Raw genomic sequence first — 16,391 nt, 5'->3', positions numbered from 1 at the left:
TGGGGGTGCTACTGCTTGACGCTTCCCGCGGCGAGACCCGACTGCCAGTAACGCTGGAGCAGCAGGAAGGCCACGATGAGCGGGACGATGGTGAGCAGCGATCCGGTGATCACCAGGTTGAACACGACCTCGCCGCCGACCGTGGTGGCCTGCTCGCTCCAGGAGTAGAGGCCCACCGTGAGCGGGAACAGGTCGGAGTCCTTCAGCATGATCAGCGGGAGGAAGAAGTTGTTCCAGGTCATCACGGTGTTGAACAGCAGCACCGTGACGATGCCCGGCGCGAGCAGCGGCAGCGCCAGGGAGAAGAAGGTCTTGAACTCGCCGGCGCCGTCCACCCGGGCCGACTCGAGGATCTCGTTCGGCACCGCCTCGGTGGCGTAGGTCCACATCAGGTAGAGGCCGAACGGCGAGACGAGGGTCGGGATGATCACGGCCCACGCGGTGTCGGTGAGCCCGAGCTTGGCGAACATCAGGAACGTCGGCACGGCGAGCGCCGTGGGCGGCACCGCGATGCCGGACAGGACCAGGGCGAAGACCACCCGGCGACCGGCGAAGTCGAACTTGGCCAGGCCGTACCCCGCGAGCGCGGCCAGCAGGGTGGCCCCGCCGGCACCGACGACCACGTAGAGCAGGGTGTTGAGCAGCCAGCGGGCGAAGATGCCGTCCTGGTAGGCGAACGTGTCGGCGATGTTGTCGAACAGCGCGAAGTCACCGGCGAACCAGAGGCCGAACGAGCTGAACAGGCCGTCCTGGGTCTTGGTCGCGCTGATCAGCAGCCAGGCCAGCGGGAGCAGGCTGTAGATCAGGACGAACGCGGTGACGATCGTCAGGGTGAGGCTGCGACGGCGCGGTTTGCGGCTGCCCGCGGCGGCGGGGCGGCGCGCGGCCGGCCGGATCGGGGTGGCGACACTCATCAGGCCACACCCTTCAGGCTGCGGCGCTGGAAGAGGTACGCCACGACCATCGTGAGCACGCCCATCACCAGGGCGATCGTCGCCGAGTAGTTGATCTGCTGGCCGGCGAAGGAGAGCTGGTAGGCGTACACGTTGGGGGTGAAGTAGGTGGTGATCGAGTTCGGCGCCAGGGTGTCCAGGATCTGCGGCTCGTTGAAGAGCTGGAAGCTGCCGACGATCGAGAAGATGGTCGCGACGACGAGCGGCCCGCGCAGCGCCGGCAGCTTGATCGCCCGGATGATGCGGAACTGGCCGGCGCCGTCGATGGCGGCCGCCTCGTAGAGCGCGGTGTCCACCACGCGCAGCCCGGAGTACAGGATGATCATGTTGTAACCGACGAACTCCCAGGTCACGATGTTGCCGATCGAGGTGAGGATCAGGTCGGGCGAGAGCGGGTCGGGCAGGGTGACGCCGAACGCCTCGTTGAGGTTGCCGACCAGGCCGATCCGGGTGCCGTACATGAAGCCCCACATCAGCGCGGCCACCACGGCCGGCACCGCGTAGGGCAGGAACACCGAGATGCGGAAGAACGCCGCGCCGTAGAGCCGGCCGCTGTCGATGGCGAGCGCGATCAGCAGCGCCAGGAACAGCATGATCGGCACCTGCACGGCCAGGAAGATCACGACGCGGCTCAGCGCGTCCCAGAACTGCGGGTCACTCAGCGCTTTGGTGTAGTTCTCCAGACCCACGAAGGCAGTGCCGCCGACCAGCCGGGTGCGAAACAGGCTGAGGTACGCCGAATAGCCGATCGGGGCCAGGAAGACCAGCGCGAAGACTGCCAGGAACGGACCGGTGAACTGCCAGCCGATCCACGAACGCCGGGTCAACACTGCCCTCCTTCTACCGATGTTTACGTTAACAATTTCGCGTACGTGACAGGATGTTTACGTAAACGTGTGTGCCGTATAGTGGCACGGGTCACCAGCACCGTCAAGGAGTCACCATCGAAGCTCAGCGGCTCCGCGCCGGCTCCGACGTCCCCGGCGGGCGGCGCAAACAACGCGTCTCCATGGCCGACGTGGCCCGGCTCGCCGGCGTCTCCTCGCAGACCGTCTCCCGCGTCGCCAACGGCCAGTCCGGCGTCGTCGAGTCCACCCGGGAACAGGTCCTCGCCGCGATGCGCGAACTCGGTTACCGGCCCAACAGCGCGGCGCGCTCCCTGCGATACGGCCGGTTCAACACCATCGGCGTGATCCTTTTCGGACTGGCGTCCACCGGCAACAGCCGGACCGTGGAGGCCATCGCCACCCACGCCGCCGCCGAGGGGTACGCGATCACCCTCATCCCGGTCGGCATGCCCACCCAGGACAACGTGCTCGGCGCCTTCACCAGGATGGGCGAGCTCGCCGTCGACGGCGTCATCCTGATCATCGAGGTGCACCTGCTCGACTCCACCGCCGTCTTCCTCCCGCCCGGCGTGCACGTGGTGGTCGTCGACTCCGACGCCGGCGACCGCTACCCGGTGGTCGACACCGACCAGGCCGACGGCGCCCGGCAAGCCGTCCGGCACCTGCTCGGCCTCGGCCACCGCACCGTCCACCACCTCGCCGGCCCGGCCGAGTCGTTCGCCGCCGAACGCCGCGCCGGCGCCTGGCGCTCCGCCCTGGAAGAGGCCGGCCGCGTCGTCCCCGCCGTCGAACGCGGCGACTGGTCGGCCGACTCCGGATACCGGGCCGGGCTGCGGCTGGCCGCCGACCCGGCCTGCACGGCGATCTTCACGGCGAACGACCAGATGGCCCTGGGCGTGCTGCGCGCCCTGCACGAATCGGGCCGCGCGGTGCCGGCCGACGTGAGCGTGGTCGGGTTCGACGACATCGCGGACGCGTCGGCCTACCTGCCGCCGCTGACCACCGTCCACCAGGACTTCGCCGAGGTGGGCCGGCGCTGCGTCCGGCTGCTGCTGGACCAGATCCACGACGAGCCGAGCACACCCGGCACCGACCTGGTACCCACCCGGCTGATCCTGCGCTCCAGCACGGCGCCACCGCCGGCTGTCCTTCCACCGCCGGCTGTCTGACTCCTGCCGCTGGGCTGTCGCCGGATGCCGGGGCGGGGCACTGTGGAGGGTCATGGCACGCCTCGCAGCGAAGGGATCACCCCATGGCTCCCAGTCTCAGCGCCAACGACATCCTCAGCAGGGCTCGCGAGGGCCTCGACGGCGCATCCGCGTCGCGGGTCTTCGGCACACCGATCGAGAGAGACGGCGTGACGGTCGTCCCGGTCGCCGTCGTCTCCGGCGGCGGCGGAGGCGGCTCCGGCAGTGGCAGCGTGGCGACCGGCGGCTCCGGCTCCGGCTCCGCGCCCGGCGACGGCGGCGACGGCGGCCTGGCTGCCGGTGGCCGGAGCGGGCCGGCGAAGGAGCCGGGGCAGGGTGAGGGCTCCGGGGGCGGGTTCGGTTTCTCGGCGCGGCCCGCCGGGGTCTACGTCATCAAGGACGGCGACGTCAGCTGGCGGCCGGCGGTGAACGTCAACGCGATCGTCGCCGGCGGGCAGCTGGTGCTTCTGGCCGCGCTGCTGGTGGTTCGCTCGGTTCTGCGCCGCCGCCGCTGACACCGTTTGCCGCGCTGGTCCGGCGCGACCCCGGCGCGGTCGGCCGCTGCTGGAGCCGGCGCGACCTCGACGATTGGCGCCGCTGCACCCCGGCGCCACCGGCCGCTGCTGCACCCGGCGCGACCGGCACCACTGCGCCCCGGGCGCTGCCTCGGTGCGGCCGGATGCCTGCTGTGCGCCGGGGCCGGCGGCGGGTCGCGCCGGGGCATGGACCGCAGGTGGCGAGGGCTGACGGGACGGCGGTGGTTGCGGTGGGGGCGGCCGGGACGCGTACTCGGAGAAAAAAGTTCGGGATCCGAGTACACGAGGGGGCATCTGGGAGCGTCTGAAAGGTGTGACCTTCGAGCAATTCGCGGCGGCTCGCCTGCCCAGCCTGCTGCGGTACGCGGTCGTGCTGACCGGCGACCGTGAGCTGGCGCAGGACGTCGTGCAGGAGGTGCTGGCCCGGGCGCATGTCCGGTGGCGGCGGATCTCCGGCGCGGATTCACCGGACGCCTATGTCCGCCGGATGGTGCTCAACGAGTACCTGTCCTGGCGGCGCAGCTGGGCGGCCCGGCATGTGCACGCGGCCGGCGAACGCCTGACCGAGCTCGACGATGCCCGGGGCGGCGTCGTCGACCATGCACAGAACGTGGTCGAGGCGGACGCGCTCTGGAACCGGCTGGCCCTGCTGGGGCGCAAGCAGCGGGCCGTGCTGGTGCTGCGCTACTACGAACAGCTCGATGACAATGCGATCGCCGATCTGCTGAACTGCTCACCCGCGACGGTGCGCAGTCAGGCCTCGAAGGCTCTGCGCACCCTCCGGCTCGACGAGCAGGACCATCAGGAACACCGGATCCACGCCGAGGAGAAGTCGTGACCCAGCACGCCGACCGGCTTCGTGAAGCCTTTCAGACACACGAGAACCAGACACCGGACCCGGCGGTGGTGTATGCGCGGGTCGAGGAGCTGGCCCGCAAGCACCGCTGGCGCCGGCGCGGCGCACAGGCCGCCGGTGGCGCGGTGCTGAGCGCCGGGCTGATCGCCGGGATCGCGAACCTGCCCGCCGTGCTGCCCGCCGGGCCGCAGCCCGTCCCGGTTGCCGGGCTCCCGGCGGCCGCTCCCCCGCAGCCGTCACCTGACCCGTCGGCGGCCGAGCGGGAGTTGCTGGCGCGTTATGACGCGTTCTTCGGGGCCGGCTACAGCTACAACGAGGCGGTCGAGCTGGCCGAGCTGTGGCGAATGAGCCCGGAGAACATCGGCGCCGTCAAGGCCGAGGCCGGACGCCGGCTGATGCTCGGCGAGGAGCTGCCGGTCGCGCCGGGCCCCGCCGAGGAGGCCGAGGAGCCGGTCGAGCGGCCCTCCGTCGACGCGGCCATGCAGAAGCGGCTGGATGCCTACTTCTCCGCCGGGTACGACTGGGACGACGCCGTCGAGCTGGCGAAACTGTGGAAGCTCGACGACCCGTTCGAGGCGAAGGTGGAGGGCGGCAAGCGGCTGCTCGCCGGCAAGAAGCTGCCGGGCGTCGAGGCCGACCCGCAGCGGATCAAGGAGGCGAAGGAGAGCAAGCAGGTGGCCGCGTTCTTCGACGCCGGCTACGACATCGACGACGCGGTGAAGCTCGCTGAGCTGTGGAAGCTGGAGGACGCCTGGGCCGCCAAGATCGCCGGCGGCAAGAAGGTGCTGGCCGGCGATCCGCTGCCGTTCAAGCCGTGACCCCGCGCCCGCCGAAGTCCGCCGACCAGGCCGCGCGGCGGCCCGATCAAGCCGCGCGGCGGCCCGCCGATCAAGCCGCGCGAGGGCCGGCCGATCAGGCCGGGCCGGAGCGGCTACGCCGGCGCATCGGGTTCGAGATCGAGCTGATGGCGCCGCCCGGCGTCAGCCGACGCACCCTCGCGTTCGACCTGGCCGGGCGCTGCGGGGGCAGTGTCCGGCCGGTCTGGCACCACGACAGTGAGCCGTCGCTGGCCCCCGGCCTCGGGCGGTTCCTGCACCTGACGCAGGGCTTCGAGGTACGCCGCGCCGACGGCTCCCTGCTCTGCACGCTCGTCGACGACGTCACGCTGCTGGACGGCCTGGACCCTCGTGCGCCGGCCGTGCCCGGCTGGTTCCGGATACTCACCGACGACGGCCGCCTGCTGCGCCTGATCGCCGCGCAGTGCGACCCGGGCTCGCACCTGCCGGTCGTGCTGGACCCGGTGGCGGAACTGTGGGGCGCCGAGACCCGGGAACACGGCCGGTTCTTGCGCCTGGACGACCCGGCCGGCGCCACGATCGCCCTGGCCGCGCCGCTCTCCGGCGAACGGGAACGCCCCTGCGAGGTGATCACTCCCCCGCTCGCCGGTGGGCACCGGGCGGCGCTGGCCGAGCTGCTCGGGCCCGCGCGGGAGCTGGGCTTCTCGGTGCCGACCGAGGCAGCCGTGCACCTGCACCTGGACGGCGGGCCGTTCCGCGCACCGCACGCCCTGGCCAACGTGGTGCGGCTGTTCGCCCACCACCGCGAGCCGCTGCGGGCGCTGCTGGCGACGAACCCGGCCTGCCGCCGCCTCGCGCCGCTGCCCGAACAGCTCGTCGCGGCGGTAGCCGGCACCCCGGCCGTCGACGACCTGCGCAGCGCCGCCGCGGACGGCGGGCTCACCAAGTTCTACGACGTCAACCTCACCCAGCTGCTCACCGACACCCCGGTGCGGGACACCGTCGAGGTCCGCATCCTGCCCGGCATGCTCGACGAGGGCGAGATCGTCGACCGAGCCGCACTCATCGAGCTGCTGCTGGAGCGGTGCCTCGATCCGGAGCCGATCCCGGCGGGCGCGGACCTGCTGGACCTGGCCGCCGAGGCGCTGGCCGGCCGCCCGTGAAGGCCGCCCGTGAAGGCCGCGCCCGTGAAGGCCGCCCGCAAAAGCCGTCCGTGACGGCCGTCAGGGAGCCGGCAGCACAACCCCCCGCCTAGGCGTTCAGGAAGTCCAGCAGCGTGGCGATGAAGGCGGGCTCCCGCACCGCGCCCAGGTGATCGCCGTCGATGACGGTCAGCTGAGCGCCCGGGATCGCCTTGGCCAGCACCTCGGGCCGGGCCGCCAGCGCGTCCTCGCGACCGGCCAGCACCAGCGCCGGCACCGCGATCGTGTCCAGCGGGATCGGCGCCGCGTGCATCCGGGCGGCCTGCGCGGCGAGGGCGGCCCGGTCGCCGCCGACCGCGTCGATGAACGCGCGGAACCCGGCCGCCGCCCCGTTCGTGATCGTGGCCGGGTCGGCAGCCCCGAGTGCCTCGCGCAGCGGTTCCGGGCCGATCACCCGGGTGTCGACGCCGCCGAGCTCGACGACCGCCGCGCCCACCCCGCCGATCACCAGGCGGTGGATCCGCGGGTCGCGGGTGGCGGTGATCAGGGAGACGATCGCCCCCATCGAGTAGCCGACCAGGTCCACGACGGGCGCACCGATCAGGTCCAGCAGCGTCGAGACGTCCTCGGACATCCGGGTCTCGCCGTAGAACGACGGGTCGTGCGGCTTGCCGGACCGGCCGTGCCCCCGCGCGTCGATGGCCACCACCCGGCGGCCGGTGGCGGTCAGCGCGTCCACCACGCCGGGCTGCACCCAGTTGGTGAACCCGCTCGCGATGAAACCGTGGTGCAGCACGACCGGTGGCCGCGCCGGATCGCCCTCCCAGGTCTCGTAGCAGATCTCGACCCCGTCGGTGGCCTGGAAGCTGGGCATGTGTGCTCGTTCCCTTCTCGCGGACGCAGCCACAGATTAGGACGACCATCCATGATCAAGCATCGGTGAGATCGCCGGGGACGGGCGGCGTGGGCAGCCGGGGCGCCGTGATCGCGATAGATTGAGAGTGAGCAACCCATCACTCCATAGGGGGATGTACGGACTGTGACCCCCACACAGTTACGCGCCTACTCCGCCGTGGTCCGCTGCGGCTCCGTGAAGCTGGCCGCCGCGCAGCTGGAGGTCTCCGAGTCCGCGGTGTCCCTGCACATCGGGCAGCTGCGCAAGGAGCTCGGTGACCAGCTCTTCTCACGGACCGCTCACGGGCTGACGTTCACACCGGGCGGGCTGCGCCTGGCCAGCCGGGCCACCGAGATGCTCGGCCTGCAGGACATCACCGTCCTCGAGGTCAGTGCCGCCGGTCAGGGGCGCCGTCTGCTGCGGGTGGGTGCGTCGAGCCTCTTCGCCGAGCACGCCGCGCCAGGTCTGATCGAGTTGTTCGCGAACCGGGCCGCCGACCTCGACCTGGAACTCAGCGTCCGCAACCCGGGCTCGTTCGTGGAGTCCCTGCTCGAACGTTCCATCGACATCGCGATCGGCCCGCCGCCGACCGCGCCGGACCTGGCGGTGGTGTGCCGCCCCGTCATGTACTACCGGGTCGTCGTGGTCGTCTCGCCCGACCATCCGCTCACCGGCACCCAGCCCGCCCCGCGTCAGCTGCGCGAACAGACCTGGCTGCTGGGCCCGTCCGCGGTCGCCGACAGCGGCGCGATCCGTACCCTGGTGCGCCGGCTGGGCGTGCCCGACGAACGGCAGCAGATCTTCCAGAGCCACGCGGCGGCCCTCGAGGAGGCGAAGCGCGGGCGGGGTGTCGCGGCGGCGCTCGCGTTCGCCGTCGCGCCCGAGGTCCGCAAGGGACATCTGGTCGGCGTCGGCGGCCCGCACGCGACCCTGGAAGACGTCTGGCACTCGATCACCCTGGCCGACCCGGGCACCCCGTCCGCCGCCGGTGAGCTGGCCCGGTTCGCCTCCACGCCGCGGGCGATCCAGGCCATGATGCGCGGCGCCGGCATCAACAAGACCCGGTTCCGGCCGTCCGTGCACGTCACCCTCTGGAGCTGATCTCCCGCATCACCTGCGCCGCCGCCGCGAGGTCACCGAACGTGGCGCCCGGCAGCAGCCGGTCACAGAACGGCAGCGCCGCGGCCATGGCCGCGACCCGTGGGCGGAAGGCGGGCGCGCCGGCGCGGGGATTGAGCCAGACGATGCGGTACGCCCGGCGGCGCAACCGCGCCATCACGGACGCCATCAGCTCGGGCGGATCACTGTCCCACCCGTCCGACGCGATGATCACCACGGCGCCGCGCAGAGCATTCCCGTGGTACGAGTCCAGCACCGCCCGTACGTTCGAGGCGATCCGTGTCCCGCCGAACCGGTCCGTCACCGCCGCGCTCGCCTGCTCCACCGCCTCGGCCGCCGAGACATGCCGCAGCACCGGCGTCAGCCGGGTCAGGGTGGTGGCGAACGCGAACGACTCCGCGTCCGCGACCAGGCTGAACGCCCGCATCAGCTGCAGGTAGGCGGCCGCCTGGGCCCGCATCGACTCGCTGACGTCGCAGAGCAGGACCACCCGCCGCGGTACGCGGACCGGCCGCTGCCGGATCACCGCGATCGCCTCCCAGCCGGTCCGCCGGGCCCGGGCGATGGTGGGCCGCAACGCCACCCGCCGCCCGCCCGGGTCGACCGCGTGCCGCCGGGTGCGCCGCCGCGGCCAGTGCGACAACGCCACCCGCAGGTCCTCGCCGAGCGCCCGCGTCTGTGCCTCGTCCAGCTCCTCGAAGGGCACGCCGGCCAGGGCGGCGAGGGCGCTCGGGCGCAGTTCGGGCAGGTGCAGCCCGGACTCCTCGCCGGTCTCCTCCTCGGCGGCCACGGCGGGCGGCAGTGTCGCCCAGGGCAGGCCGTCACCGGCGGCCGTACCGTCACCGCCCGCCGGAACCTTCACGTGCACCCCGTCGTCCCGCCGGCCGGGCGGTGCGGCCGCCCTGGTCAGCGGCAGCGGGGCCGCTTCGTCGAAGACAGCGGCGAAGACCTCGTCGAACGCCGCCAGGTCCGGTTGCCGCCGGACCAGCGTGATCCGCGCGGTCCAGTAGAGCCTGTCCCGCGCCGTGGGCGGACTCGCCGCGAGCGCCCGGACCAGGTCGTCGGTCTCGGTGAGACCGGCGCGCAGCCCGGCACGGCGCAGCCGGGCGACGAACGCGACGGCGAACGCGGCGCGGTCGACTCCCCGCAGCATCACCGGCGCCGCCCGGTCAGGGCCGGACGGCGAACCAGACGACGACGGCGGCGACGACCGCCACGCCGACGACCACCGGGACGGCTCGCTTGTAGATGGAGGTGCCGGCCACTTCGAGCAGGTCCAAGGCCTCCGGCTCCGCGGATTCGATCTTGCGCTCGCCGGCGGGTGCGACGGCAGACGAAGTGGACGAAGCAGGCGAAGCGGCGGGTGAAGCGGCGGCCGGGGTGGTCGTCGACGCGGCGGCCGTGGCGGTGGTCCGGGCGTCCTCGGCGGCCGGGCTTTCCGCTGCCTTGATCAGTTCGGCGTCGGGGACGTTGAGCGGGGCGACCGGGTCGGGTGTGCCCGCCGCGGTGGCGGTCCGGCCGGCGGCCGGCTCGACGGTGCCCGCGGCCGGGTTCGGGACGGCCGGGGCGGTCGCGGAGGTCTCGACGTCGGGGTTTCCGGGTGCTACCGCGCCCAGCGCCACAGCGGTGGCCGGTGCGGTCTCGACGGCGACGGCGGAAGCGCCACCTTCGGCGGCCGGCTCGGCCACAGAGGCGGCCGGAGCGCCGGCAGGGGAAGCGGGCTCCTCGGCGGCCAGCTTGGTCTCCAGGTTGGCCACGAACTGGGCCAGCAGCTTGCCCGACACCTCTTTGATCATGCCGCTGCCGAACTGGGCCAGCTTCCCGCTGATCTTCAGGTCCGTCTCGACGTTGACCTTGGTGCTGTCGTCGCCGGCCGGGGTCAGCCAGGCCGTCACTGCAGCCGACGCGTTCCCCGCCGAGCGGGAGTCCCGGCCCTTCGCGTCGATCACCGCGCGGTAGGCGGCGTCGTCCTTCTCGGTGAACTGGGCGGTGCCGGTGAAGTCCGAGACGACCGGGCCGACCTTGACCTTGACGCGGCCCCGGTAGACGTCGCCGTCGACGCCGGTGAGCTGGGCCCCCGGCATGCACGGCGCGATGCCTTCCAGGTCGGTGAGTACCCGCCAGGCGCGATCGATCGGGGTGTGCACGACGAACTCGTTCGTGATCTTCATGAGCGGGTCTCCTGATGGACGGCGCCGGCGACCAGGTCACGGTCGTCGGGGGTCTTGGCGATGGTGCCGATGGTGCGCAGGACGTCCGCGTCGGCGAGCTCGGACACCCCGAGGGCGGCCAGGGCGGCCACCCAGTCGATGGTCTCGGCGAGGCCGGGCGCCTTGTCCAGGTCGAGCCGGCGGACCCGGCCGATGAACTCGGTCGCGCTGCGGATCAGCGGCACGGCGGCACCGGGGACGGCGCGGCGGACGATCGCGGCGGCACGGCCGGCGGCCGGGAACTCGATCCAGTGGTAGAGGCAGCGGCGGCGCAGCGCGTCGTGCAGGTCGCGGCTGCGGTTCGAGGTGAGCACCACGATCGGCGGCCGGGTGGCGGCGAAGGTGCCCAGTTCGGGGATAGTGATGGCGGCCTCGCCGAGGAATTCGAAGAGCAGTGCCTCGAACTCGTCGTCGGCCCGGTCGATCTCGTCGATGAGCAGCACCGGCGGGGTCGGGCCGGCGTGCCGCACCGCTTTGAGGATCGGCCGTTCCTGCAGGAACTCGGCGGTGAACAGGTCGGCGTCGTGCAGTGCCTGCCCCTGCGCCTCGGCGAGCCGGATGTGCAGCAGCTGCCGCTGGTAGTTCCACTCGTACAGTGCTTCGCCCGCGGTGAGGCCCTCGTAGCACTGCAACCGCAGGAAAGGCGTGTCCAGGGCCTGGGCCAGGGCTTTCGCGGCGGCGGTCTTGCCGACGCCGGGTTCGCCCTCCAGCAGCAGCGGCTTGCCGAGCCGCAGCGCCAGGAAAATCGCCATGGCGAGGCCGTCGTCGACCAGGTACCCGGCCCGGTCGAGCCGCCCGGCCACCTCTTCAGGATTGTTCACAGGTCCTCAGCAGCCGCTCGTAGTCGTCCCGGGTGTCCACATCGATCGGCACCGTGCCGCCGGCGGCCACCTCGCTCACCGGGTGGCGGCCGGAGTGCAGCGGTTTCCGGACCGCCTTGTCGCCGTGCCGCCCGGCGAGGTCGTCACCAGGCCCGTCACCGTCATCCGGCTACGCCGCCGTGTACTTCTTCAGGCAGCCGGGGCAGCAGAACCAGTGGTCCCGGCCGTCGACCACACCGTGCGGGGTGGACGGCCCGATCACCACGGTCATCCCGCACACCGGATCGATCGCGGTCCCGGCGGGCGTGTCGGCGACGGACTCCGGCTCTGCCTGGGCCAGGGCAGCGGCCTCGGCATGCGGAGCGGCGGTGCGCGCCGGCGGGACCTCGGCGGCGAGGCCACCGAGACGCATCTCCCGGACGATTTCGGCGCAGACGGCCAGGGCGATCTCCTGCGGGGTACGGGCACCGATGTCGAGCCCGGCGTGCGGGCGGATCCGCTCCCGCTCGTCCTCGCTCAGCTCCATGGCGTCGAGCACCACGGCCGCCCGCTTGTGGCTGGCGACCAGCGCGATCAGGCCGACACCGGCGTCCAGCGCCCCGCGGATGGCCTCTTCCTCGTCGCGGCCCAGGCCGGCGACGACAGCCGCGGTGGCACCCGCACAGTCTGCTGCCCCGGTGACCTCGAAGTCCAGGAATCCGGCCAGGTCGGTGACGGCCGTGGCGATCGGCGTGTGCCCGGCGACGGCGATCAGGGGCTTCGGCAGCACCGGACGCAGAAAGATCTCGATGGCCCCGCCCGAGTGGCAGGGGTTGACGACGACGAGCGCGCCGGGCGTCTCCGGGAACGTGGCCGCGTCCTCGGGCAGCACCCGCAGCAGCACCGAGTTGCCGTCGCGCAGGGTGTCCATGGCGGCGGCCCGCACCGACGTCTCCGCGCAGACCCCGCCGACGAAGCCCTCGATGGACCCGTCGGCCAGGATCACCGCGTCGTCGCCGGCCCGTGCCGAGGTCGGCTCCTGTGCCCGGACCACGGTGGCGTGCACGAACGGCCGGCGTGCGTCGGTCAGCTGGCGCGCCCGCTCGGCGGTGCTCGTCGTCATCGCGTACTCCTCGAGGGGTGGACCGGCCCTGCGCAGGCCGGACGATGGCGGACGGGTCGCGCCGGAGCGCGACCCGTCACCGTGTTCTCAGATCGGCGGGGTCGCCTGGCCGCGCATCGCGTCCCAGACCCGGGACGGGGTGAGCGGCATGTCCGCGTGGCGGACACCGAACGGCTTGAGGGCGTCGACGACCGCGTTGACGATGGCCGGCGGGGAGCCGACCGTGGCCGACTCGCCGATGCCCTTGGCGCCGATCGGGTGGTGCGGCGACGGGGTGACCGTGAAGCCGGTCTCCCAGTCGGGCACCTCCAGGGCGGTCGGGATCAGGTAGTCCATCAGTGACGCGCCGAGGCAGTTGCCGTCCTCGTCGAAGGAGATCATCTCCATCAGCGCCATGCCGACGCCGTCGGTGAGGCCGCCGTGCACCTGGCCCTCGATGATCATCGGATTGATCCGGGTGCCGCAGTCGTCGACCGCGATGAAGCGGCGGACCTTCACCTCGGCGGTGCCCGGGTCGATGTCGACGACGCAGATGTACGCGCCGTGCGGGTAGGTCAGGTTCGACGGGTTGTAGCAGATCTGCGCCTCCAGCCCGCCCTCCATCCCGTCCGGCAGGTCACCCGCGCCGTGCGCCCGCATCGCGATGTCCTGGATGGTCACCGACTTGCCGGGGTCCCCCTTGACCTGGAAGACACCCTTGACCCAGTCCAGGTCGGCGACGGACACCTCGAGCATCGCGGACGCGATCAGCTTCGCCTTGTCGCGGACCTTGCGGGCCACCAGCGCGGCCGCCGCACCCGAGACCGGGGTGGAGCGGCTGCCGTAGGTGCCCAGCCCGAACGGCGTGTTGTCGGTGTCGCCGTGCACCACGTCGATGTCCGCCGGCGGGATGCCGAGCTCCTCCGCGATGATCTGCGCGAACGTGGTCTCGTGCCCCTGACCCTGCGTCTTCACCGACAGCCGGACCACGGCCTTGCCGGTCGGGTGCACCCGCAGCTCGCAGCCGTCGGCCATGCCCAGGCCGAGGATGTCCATGTTCTTGCGCGGGCCGGCGCCGACCGCCTCGGTGAAGAACGCGATGCCGATGCCCATCAGCTCGCCCTTGGCCCGCTTGAGCGCCTGCTCCTTGCGCAGGTCCTCGTAACCGGCCATCTCCATGGCCAGCCGCATGGTGGGCTCGTAGTCACCGGAGTCGTACACCCAGCCGGTCTTCGTGGTGTACGGGAACTGCTCCGGCTGGATGAAGTTCTTCAGCCGCAGTTCGGCCGGATCCATCCGCAGTTCGTAGGAGAGCGCGTCCACGATCCGCTCGACCAGGTAGACGGCCTCGGTGATGCGGAACGAGCAGGCGTACGCGACACCGCCCGGCGCCTTGTTCGTGTAGACCGCCGTCATCTTGCAGTGCGCGGCCTTCAGGTCGTAACTGCCGGTGAAGACGCCGAAGAAACCGGCCGGGTACTTCACCGGGGCCGCCGTGCCGTTGAAGGCACCGTGGTCTGCCAGCACGTTCGTCCGGATCGCCAGGATCTTGCCCGCGCGGGTCGCGGCGATCTCCGCGCGCATGATGTAGTCCCGCGCGAAGCCGGTGCTGATCAGGTTCTCCGAGCGGTCCTCCATCCACTTCACCGGTTTGCCGGTGACGATGGAACCGACGATGGAGTGCACGTAGCCGGGGTAGATCGGCACCTTGTTGCCGAAGCCGCCGCCGATGTCCGGCGCGATCACCTGGATCTTGTGCTCGGGCAGGCCGGCGACGATCGCGTAGAGGGTGCGGTGCGCGTGCGGCGCCTGAGTGGTCGACCAGAGCCGCAGCTTGCCCTCGACCGGGTCGAAGTCGGCGACCGAGCCGCACGTCTCCATCGGGGCCGGGTGGACCCGCGGGTAGACGATGTCCTCCTTGACGATCACGTCGGCCTCGGCGAAGACCCGGTTCGTCTCCTCCTCGTCACCGGTCTCCCAGTCGAAGACGTGGTTGTTCGTCTTGCCGTCGAGGTCGGTGCGGATCACCGGGGCGTCCGGCTCCAGCGCCTTGCGGACGTCGATCACCGGTTCCAGCACGTCGTACTCGACGTCGATCAGCTCGAGGGCGTCGCGGGCCTGGTACCGGTCCTCGGCGACGACGAACGCCACCTCCTGACCCTGGAACCGCACCTTGTCGGTGGCCAGCACCGCCTGCACGTCGTTGGAGAGCGTCGGCATCCAGGCCAGGCCCAGCCCCTTGAGTGTCTCGCCGGTCACCACGGCCTTCACGCCGGGCGACGCCTCGGCCGCGCTGGTGTCGATGCTGACGATGCTCGCGTGGGCGAACGGCGACCGCAGGATCGCCAGGTGCAGCATGCCCGGCAGCTGCACGTCGTCAACGAACCGGCCGCGGCCCCGGAGCAGGCGCGCGTCCTCCTTGCGCAGCATCCGGCCGAAACCGACCGGCTTCTGGTCGTTGTCCTCGAACTCGGTTTCGCGTCGCTCGCTGACCGTCGTCATTTGCTCGCCGCCTCATGCACTGCTGCCCAGCGGACAGAACGGACAATGGAGGAGTAGCCCGTACACCGGCAGATCTGGCCGGAGATGGCCTCGCGGATCTCGCCCTCCGTCGGATCGGGGTTCTTGTCGAGCAGGTGGCGGCAGGTCATCAGCATGCCCGGCGTGCAGAAACCGCATTGCAGGCCGTGACACTGGCGGAAGCCCTCCTGGATCGGGTCCAGCTCGGCGCCGTTGGCAAGGCCTTCGACGGTACGGACCTCGCGCCCACCGGCCATCGCGGCGAGCACGGTGCACGACTTGACCGGCTCCCCGTCCATCCAGACCACGCACGTGCCGCAGTTGCTGGTGTCGCAACCCCAGTGGGTGCCGGTCAGGCCGAGCACGTCGCGCAGGAAGTGCACGAGCAGCAGCCGGCCCTCGATCTCCTTGGTGTACTCGACACCGTTCACCGTCACGGTGACCTGCATGTTCAGCTCCTCGCCCGGGACACGGCGGTGCGCAGGGTGCGCCGGGTCAGTTCGTCCGCCAGGTGGCGCTTGTAGTCGGCCGAGCCACGCGTGTCGGTGACCGGGTCGCAGGTGCGGGCCGCGATCGCGCCGGCCAGCTCGTACAGCGCCTCGGCCGGCTCCTGGCCACGCAGCGCGGCGGAGATCTCCGGGATGCCGGTGGTGTTCGGGCCGACCGCGGCCAGGCCGACCCGGGCATCCGCGATCCGGCCGGCCGCGTCGAGCCAGATGGCCGCGCCGGCACTCACCACGGCCCAGTCGCCGGCTCGCCGCTCGACCTTGGCGTAGGCGCTGCCCGAGGCGTACGGCTTCACCGGAATCCGGATCTCGGTGAGGATCTCGTTGTCGGCGACCGCCGTCTCGTACGGCCCGACATGGAACTCCTCCATGCTGACCACCCGCTCGGTGTTCCGCGGCCCCCGGATCACGCAGCTCGCGTCCAGGGTCGTGCACACCGCGGAAAGATCCTCCGACGGGTCCGCCTGGCAGAGCGAACCGCCGAGCGTGCCCCGGTTGCGCACGATCGGGTCGGCGATCACCCGCTCCGCGTCCCGGAAGATCGGGAACACCTCGGCCAGGGCGTCGGACTCCAGCAGCTCCCGATGCCGGGTCATGGCGCCGATCCGTACCTCGCCGGCACCGAGCCGGATGTAGCCCAGCTCGCCGTGCAGATCGTTGATGTCGATCAAATACTCGAAGTTCGCCAGCCGCAGCTTCATCATCGGCAGCAGACTGTGACCGCCGGCCACCAGCCTCGCCGAATTTCCGAGTCGCTCCAGCAGTCCAATGGCTTGATCTACGCTCGTGGCACGTTCGTACTCGAACGGAGCCGGCACCTGCACCCTGCACCTCCCGCGAATTCGCGCAGACCTTTCCGCGACCATCGTCCAATGTCAACAGTGACCTAAGCGTTCACTTAAGTAGCGTTTGACTTCCGG

Annotated in this window: 16 protein-coding genes; 6 read left to right on the top strand and 10 right to left on the bottom strand. The window is 71.7% G+C overall.

All coding sequences use genetic code 11. The features are described from left to right. Window positions 1-8: 8 nt before the first annotated feature. Both LPA41_RS16035 and LPA41_RS16030 read right to left on the bottom strand, forming a co-directional pair. Entirely contained in the window at window positions 9-914 is a 906-nt protein-coding gene (locus LPA41_RS16035; RefSeq protein ID WP_229071175.1) for a carbohydrate ABC transporter permease, read from the bottom strand. Next, a complete protein-coding gene (locus LPA41_RS16030) occupies window positions 914-1,783 on the bottom strand; it encodes a carbohydrate ABC transporter permease (protein ID WP_229071174.1) in 870 nt (289 codons plus the stop codon). Before LPA41_RS16030 ends, LPA41_RS16035 begins: the two co-directional genes overlap by 1 nt. Window positions 1,784-1,962: 179 nt before the next feature. Here LPA41_RS16030 and LPA41_RS16025 point away from each other — a divergent pair, with 179 nt between their 5' ends. From LPA41_RS16025 to LPA41_RS16005, 5 genes are all read left to right on the top strand, one after another. Then, a complete protein-coding gene (locus LPA41_RS16025) occupies window positions 1,963-2,970 on the top strand; it encodes a LacI family DNA-binding transcriptional regulator (RefSeq protein ID WP_229071173.1) in 1,008 nt (335 codons plus the stop codon). 83 nt (window positions 2,971-3,053) lie between these two features. After that, window positions 3,054-3,503: a sporulation protein gene (locus LPA41_RS16020; RefSeq protein ID WP_229071172.1), complete on the top strand. Its 450-nt coding sequence runs from the start codon at window positions 3,054-3,056 to the stop codon at window positions 3,501-3,503. 334 nt (window positions 3,504-3,837) lie between these two features. Then, window positions 3,838-4,362 carry a SigE family RNA polymerase sigma factor gene (locus LPA41_RS16015; RefSeq protein ID WP_229071171.1) on the top strand — a complete coding sequence of 175 codons (525 nt, stop codon included), beginning with the start codon at window positions 3,838-3,840 and terminating at the stop codon, window positions 4,360-4,362. After that, window positions 4,359-5,198: a hypothetical protein gene (locus LPA41_RS16010; RefSeq protein ID WP_229071170.1), complete on the top strand. Its 840-nt coding sequence runs from the start codon at window positions 4,359-4,361 to the stop codon at window positions 5,196-5,198. Before LPA41_RS16015 ends, LPA41_RS16010 begins: the two co-directional genes overlap by 4 nt. Beyond that, window positions 5,195-6,340 (top strand): amidoligase family protein, encoded by a 1,146-nt coding sequence (locus LPA41_RS16005; protein ID WP_229071169.1) that lies wholly within the window; start codon window positions 5,195-5,197, stop codon window positions 6,338-6,340. Before LPA41_RS16010 ends, LPA41_RS16005 begins: the two co-directional genes overlap by 4 nt. Before the next feature lie 88 nt (window positions 6,341-6,428). On the opposite strand, the gene LPA41_RS16000 is transcribed toward LPA41_RS16005, so the two are convergent. After that, window positions 6,429-7,193: an alpha/beta fold hydrolase gene (locus tag LPA41_RS16000; protein ID WP_229071168.1), complete on the bottom strand. Its 765-nt coding sequence runs from the start codon at window positions 7,191-7,193 to the stop codon at window positions 6,429-6,431. Between the two features lie 165 nt (window positions 7,194-7,358). On the opposite strand from LPA41_RS16000, the gene LPA41_RS15995 reads away from it, so the two are divergent. Beyond that, window positions 7,359-8,315 carry a LysR family transcriptional regulator gene (locus LPA41_RS15995; protein WP_229071167.1) on the top strand — a complete coding sequence of 319 codons (957 nt, stop codon included), beginning with the start codon at window positions 7,359-7,361 and terminating at the stop codon, window positions 8,313-8,315. Here the strand turns inward: LPA41_RS15995 and LPA41_RS15990 are convergent. From LPA41_RS15990 to LPA41_RS15960, 7 genes are all read right to left on the bottom strand, one after another. Then, complete coding sequence (locus LPA41_RS15990; protein ID WP_229071166.1) at window positions 8,299-9,486, bottom strand: VWA domain-containing protein; 1,188 nt, start codon at window positions 9,484-9,486, stop codon at window positions 8,299-8,301. The two genes, LPA41_RS15995 and LPA41_RS15990, sit on opposite strands and share 17 nt — an antisense overlap. Window positions 9,487-9,502: 16 nt before the next feature. After that, the gene (locus LPA41_RS15985; RefSeq protein WP_229071165.1) at window positions 9,503-10,504 is read right to left on the bottom strand and encodes an SRPBCC family protein; all 1,002 of its coding nucleotides are present in this window, start codon (window positions 10,502-10,504) and stop codon (window positions 9,503-9,505) included. Further along, window positions 10,501-11,364 carry a MoxR family ATPase gene (locus tag LPA41_RS15980; protein ID WP_229071164.1) on the bottom strand — a complete coding sequence of 288 codons (864 nt, stop codon included), beginning with the start codon at window positions 11,362-11,364 and terminating at the stop codon, window positions 10,501-10,503. The genes LPA41_RS15985 and LPA41_RS15980 overlap by 4 nt, the downstream gene beginning before the upstream one ends. Before the next feature lie 169 nt (window positions 11,365-11,533). After that, window positions 11,534-12,466 carry an XdhC family protein gene (locus tag LPA41_RS15975; protein ID WP_229071163.1) on the bottom strand — a complete coding sequence of 311 codons (933 nt, stop codon included), beginning with the start codon at window positions 12,464-12,466 and terminating at the stop codon, window positions 11,534-11,536. 87 nt (window positions 12,467-12,553) lie between these two features. Next, complete coding sequence (locus LPA41_RS15970; protein WP_229071162.1) at window positions 12,554-14,947, bottom strand: aerobic carbon-monoxide dehydrogenase large subunit; 2,394 nt, start codon at window positions 14,945-14,947, stop codon at window positions 12,554-12,556. After that, window positions 14,944-15,414 carry a (2Fe-2S)-binding protein gene (locus LPA41_RS15965; RefSeq protein ID WP_229071161.1) on the bottom strand — a complete coding sequence of 157 codons (471 nt, stop codon included), beginning with the start codon at window positions 15,412-15,414 and terminating at the stop codon, window positions 14,944-14,946. Before LPA41_RS15965 ends, LPA41_RS15970 begins: the two co-directional genes overlap by 4 nt. Window positions 15,415-15,416: 2 nt before the next feature. Continuing rightward, window positions 15,417-16,337, bottom strand: a complete 921-nt coding sequence (locus tag LPA41_RS15960) for a xanthine dehydrogenase family protein subunit M (protein WP_229071160.1) — start codon at window positions 16,335-16,337, stop codon at window positions 15,417-15,419. Between the last annotated feature and the right edge of the window lie 54 nt (window positions 16,338-16,391).

Source organism: Actinoplanes sp. DH11 (genome assembly GCF_020873875.1).
Lineage (GTDB): Bacteria > Actinomycetota > Actinomycetes > Mycobacteriales > Micromonosporaceae > Actinoplanes.
This window is presented reverse-complemented; position numbering and strand designations above follow the sequence as displayed.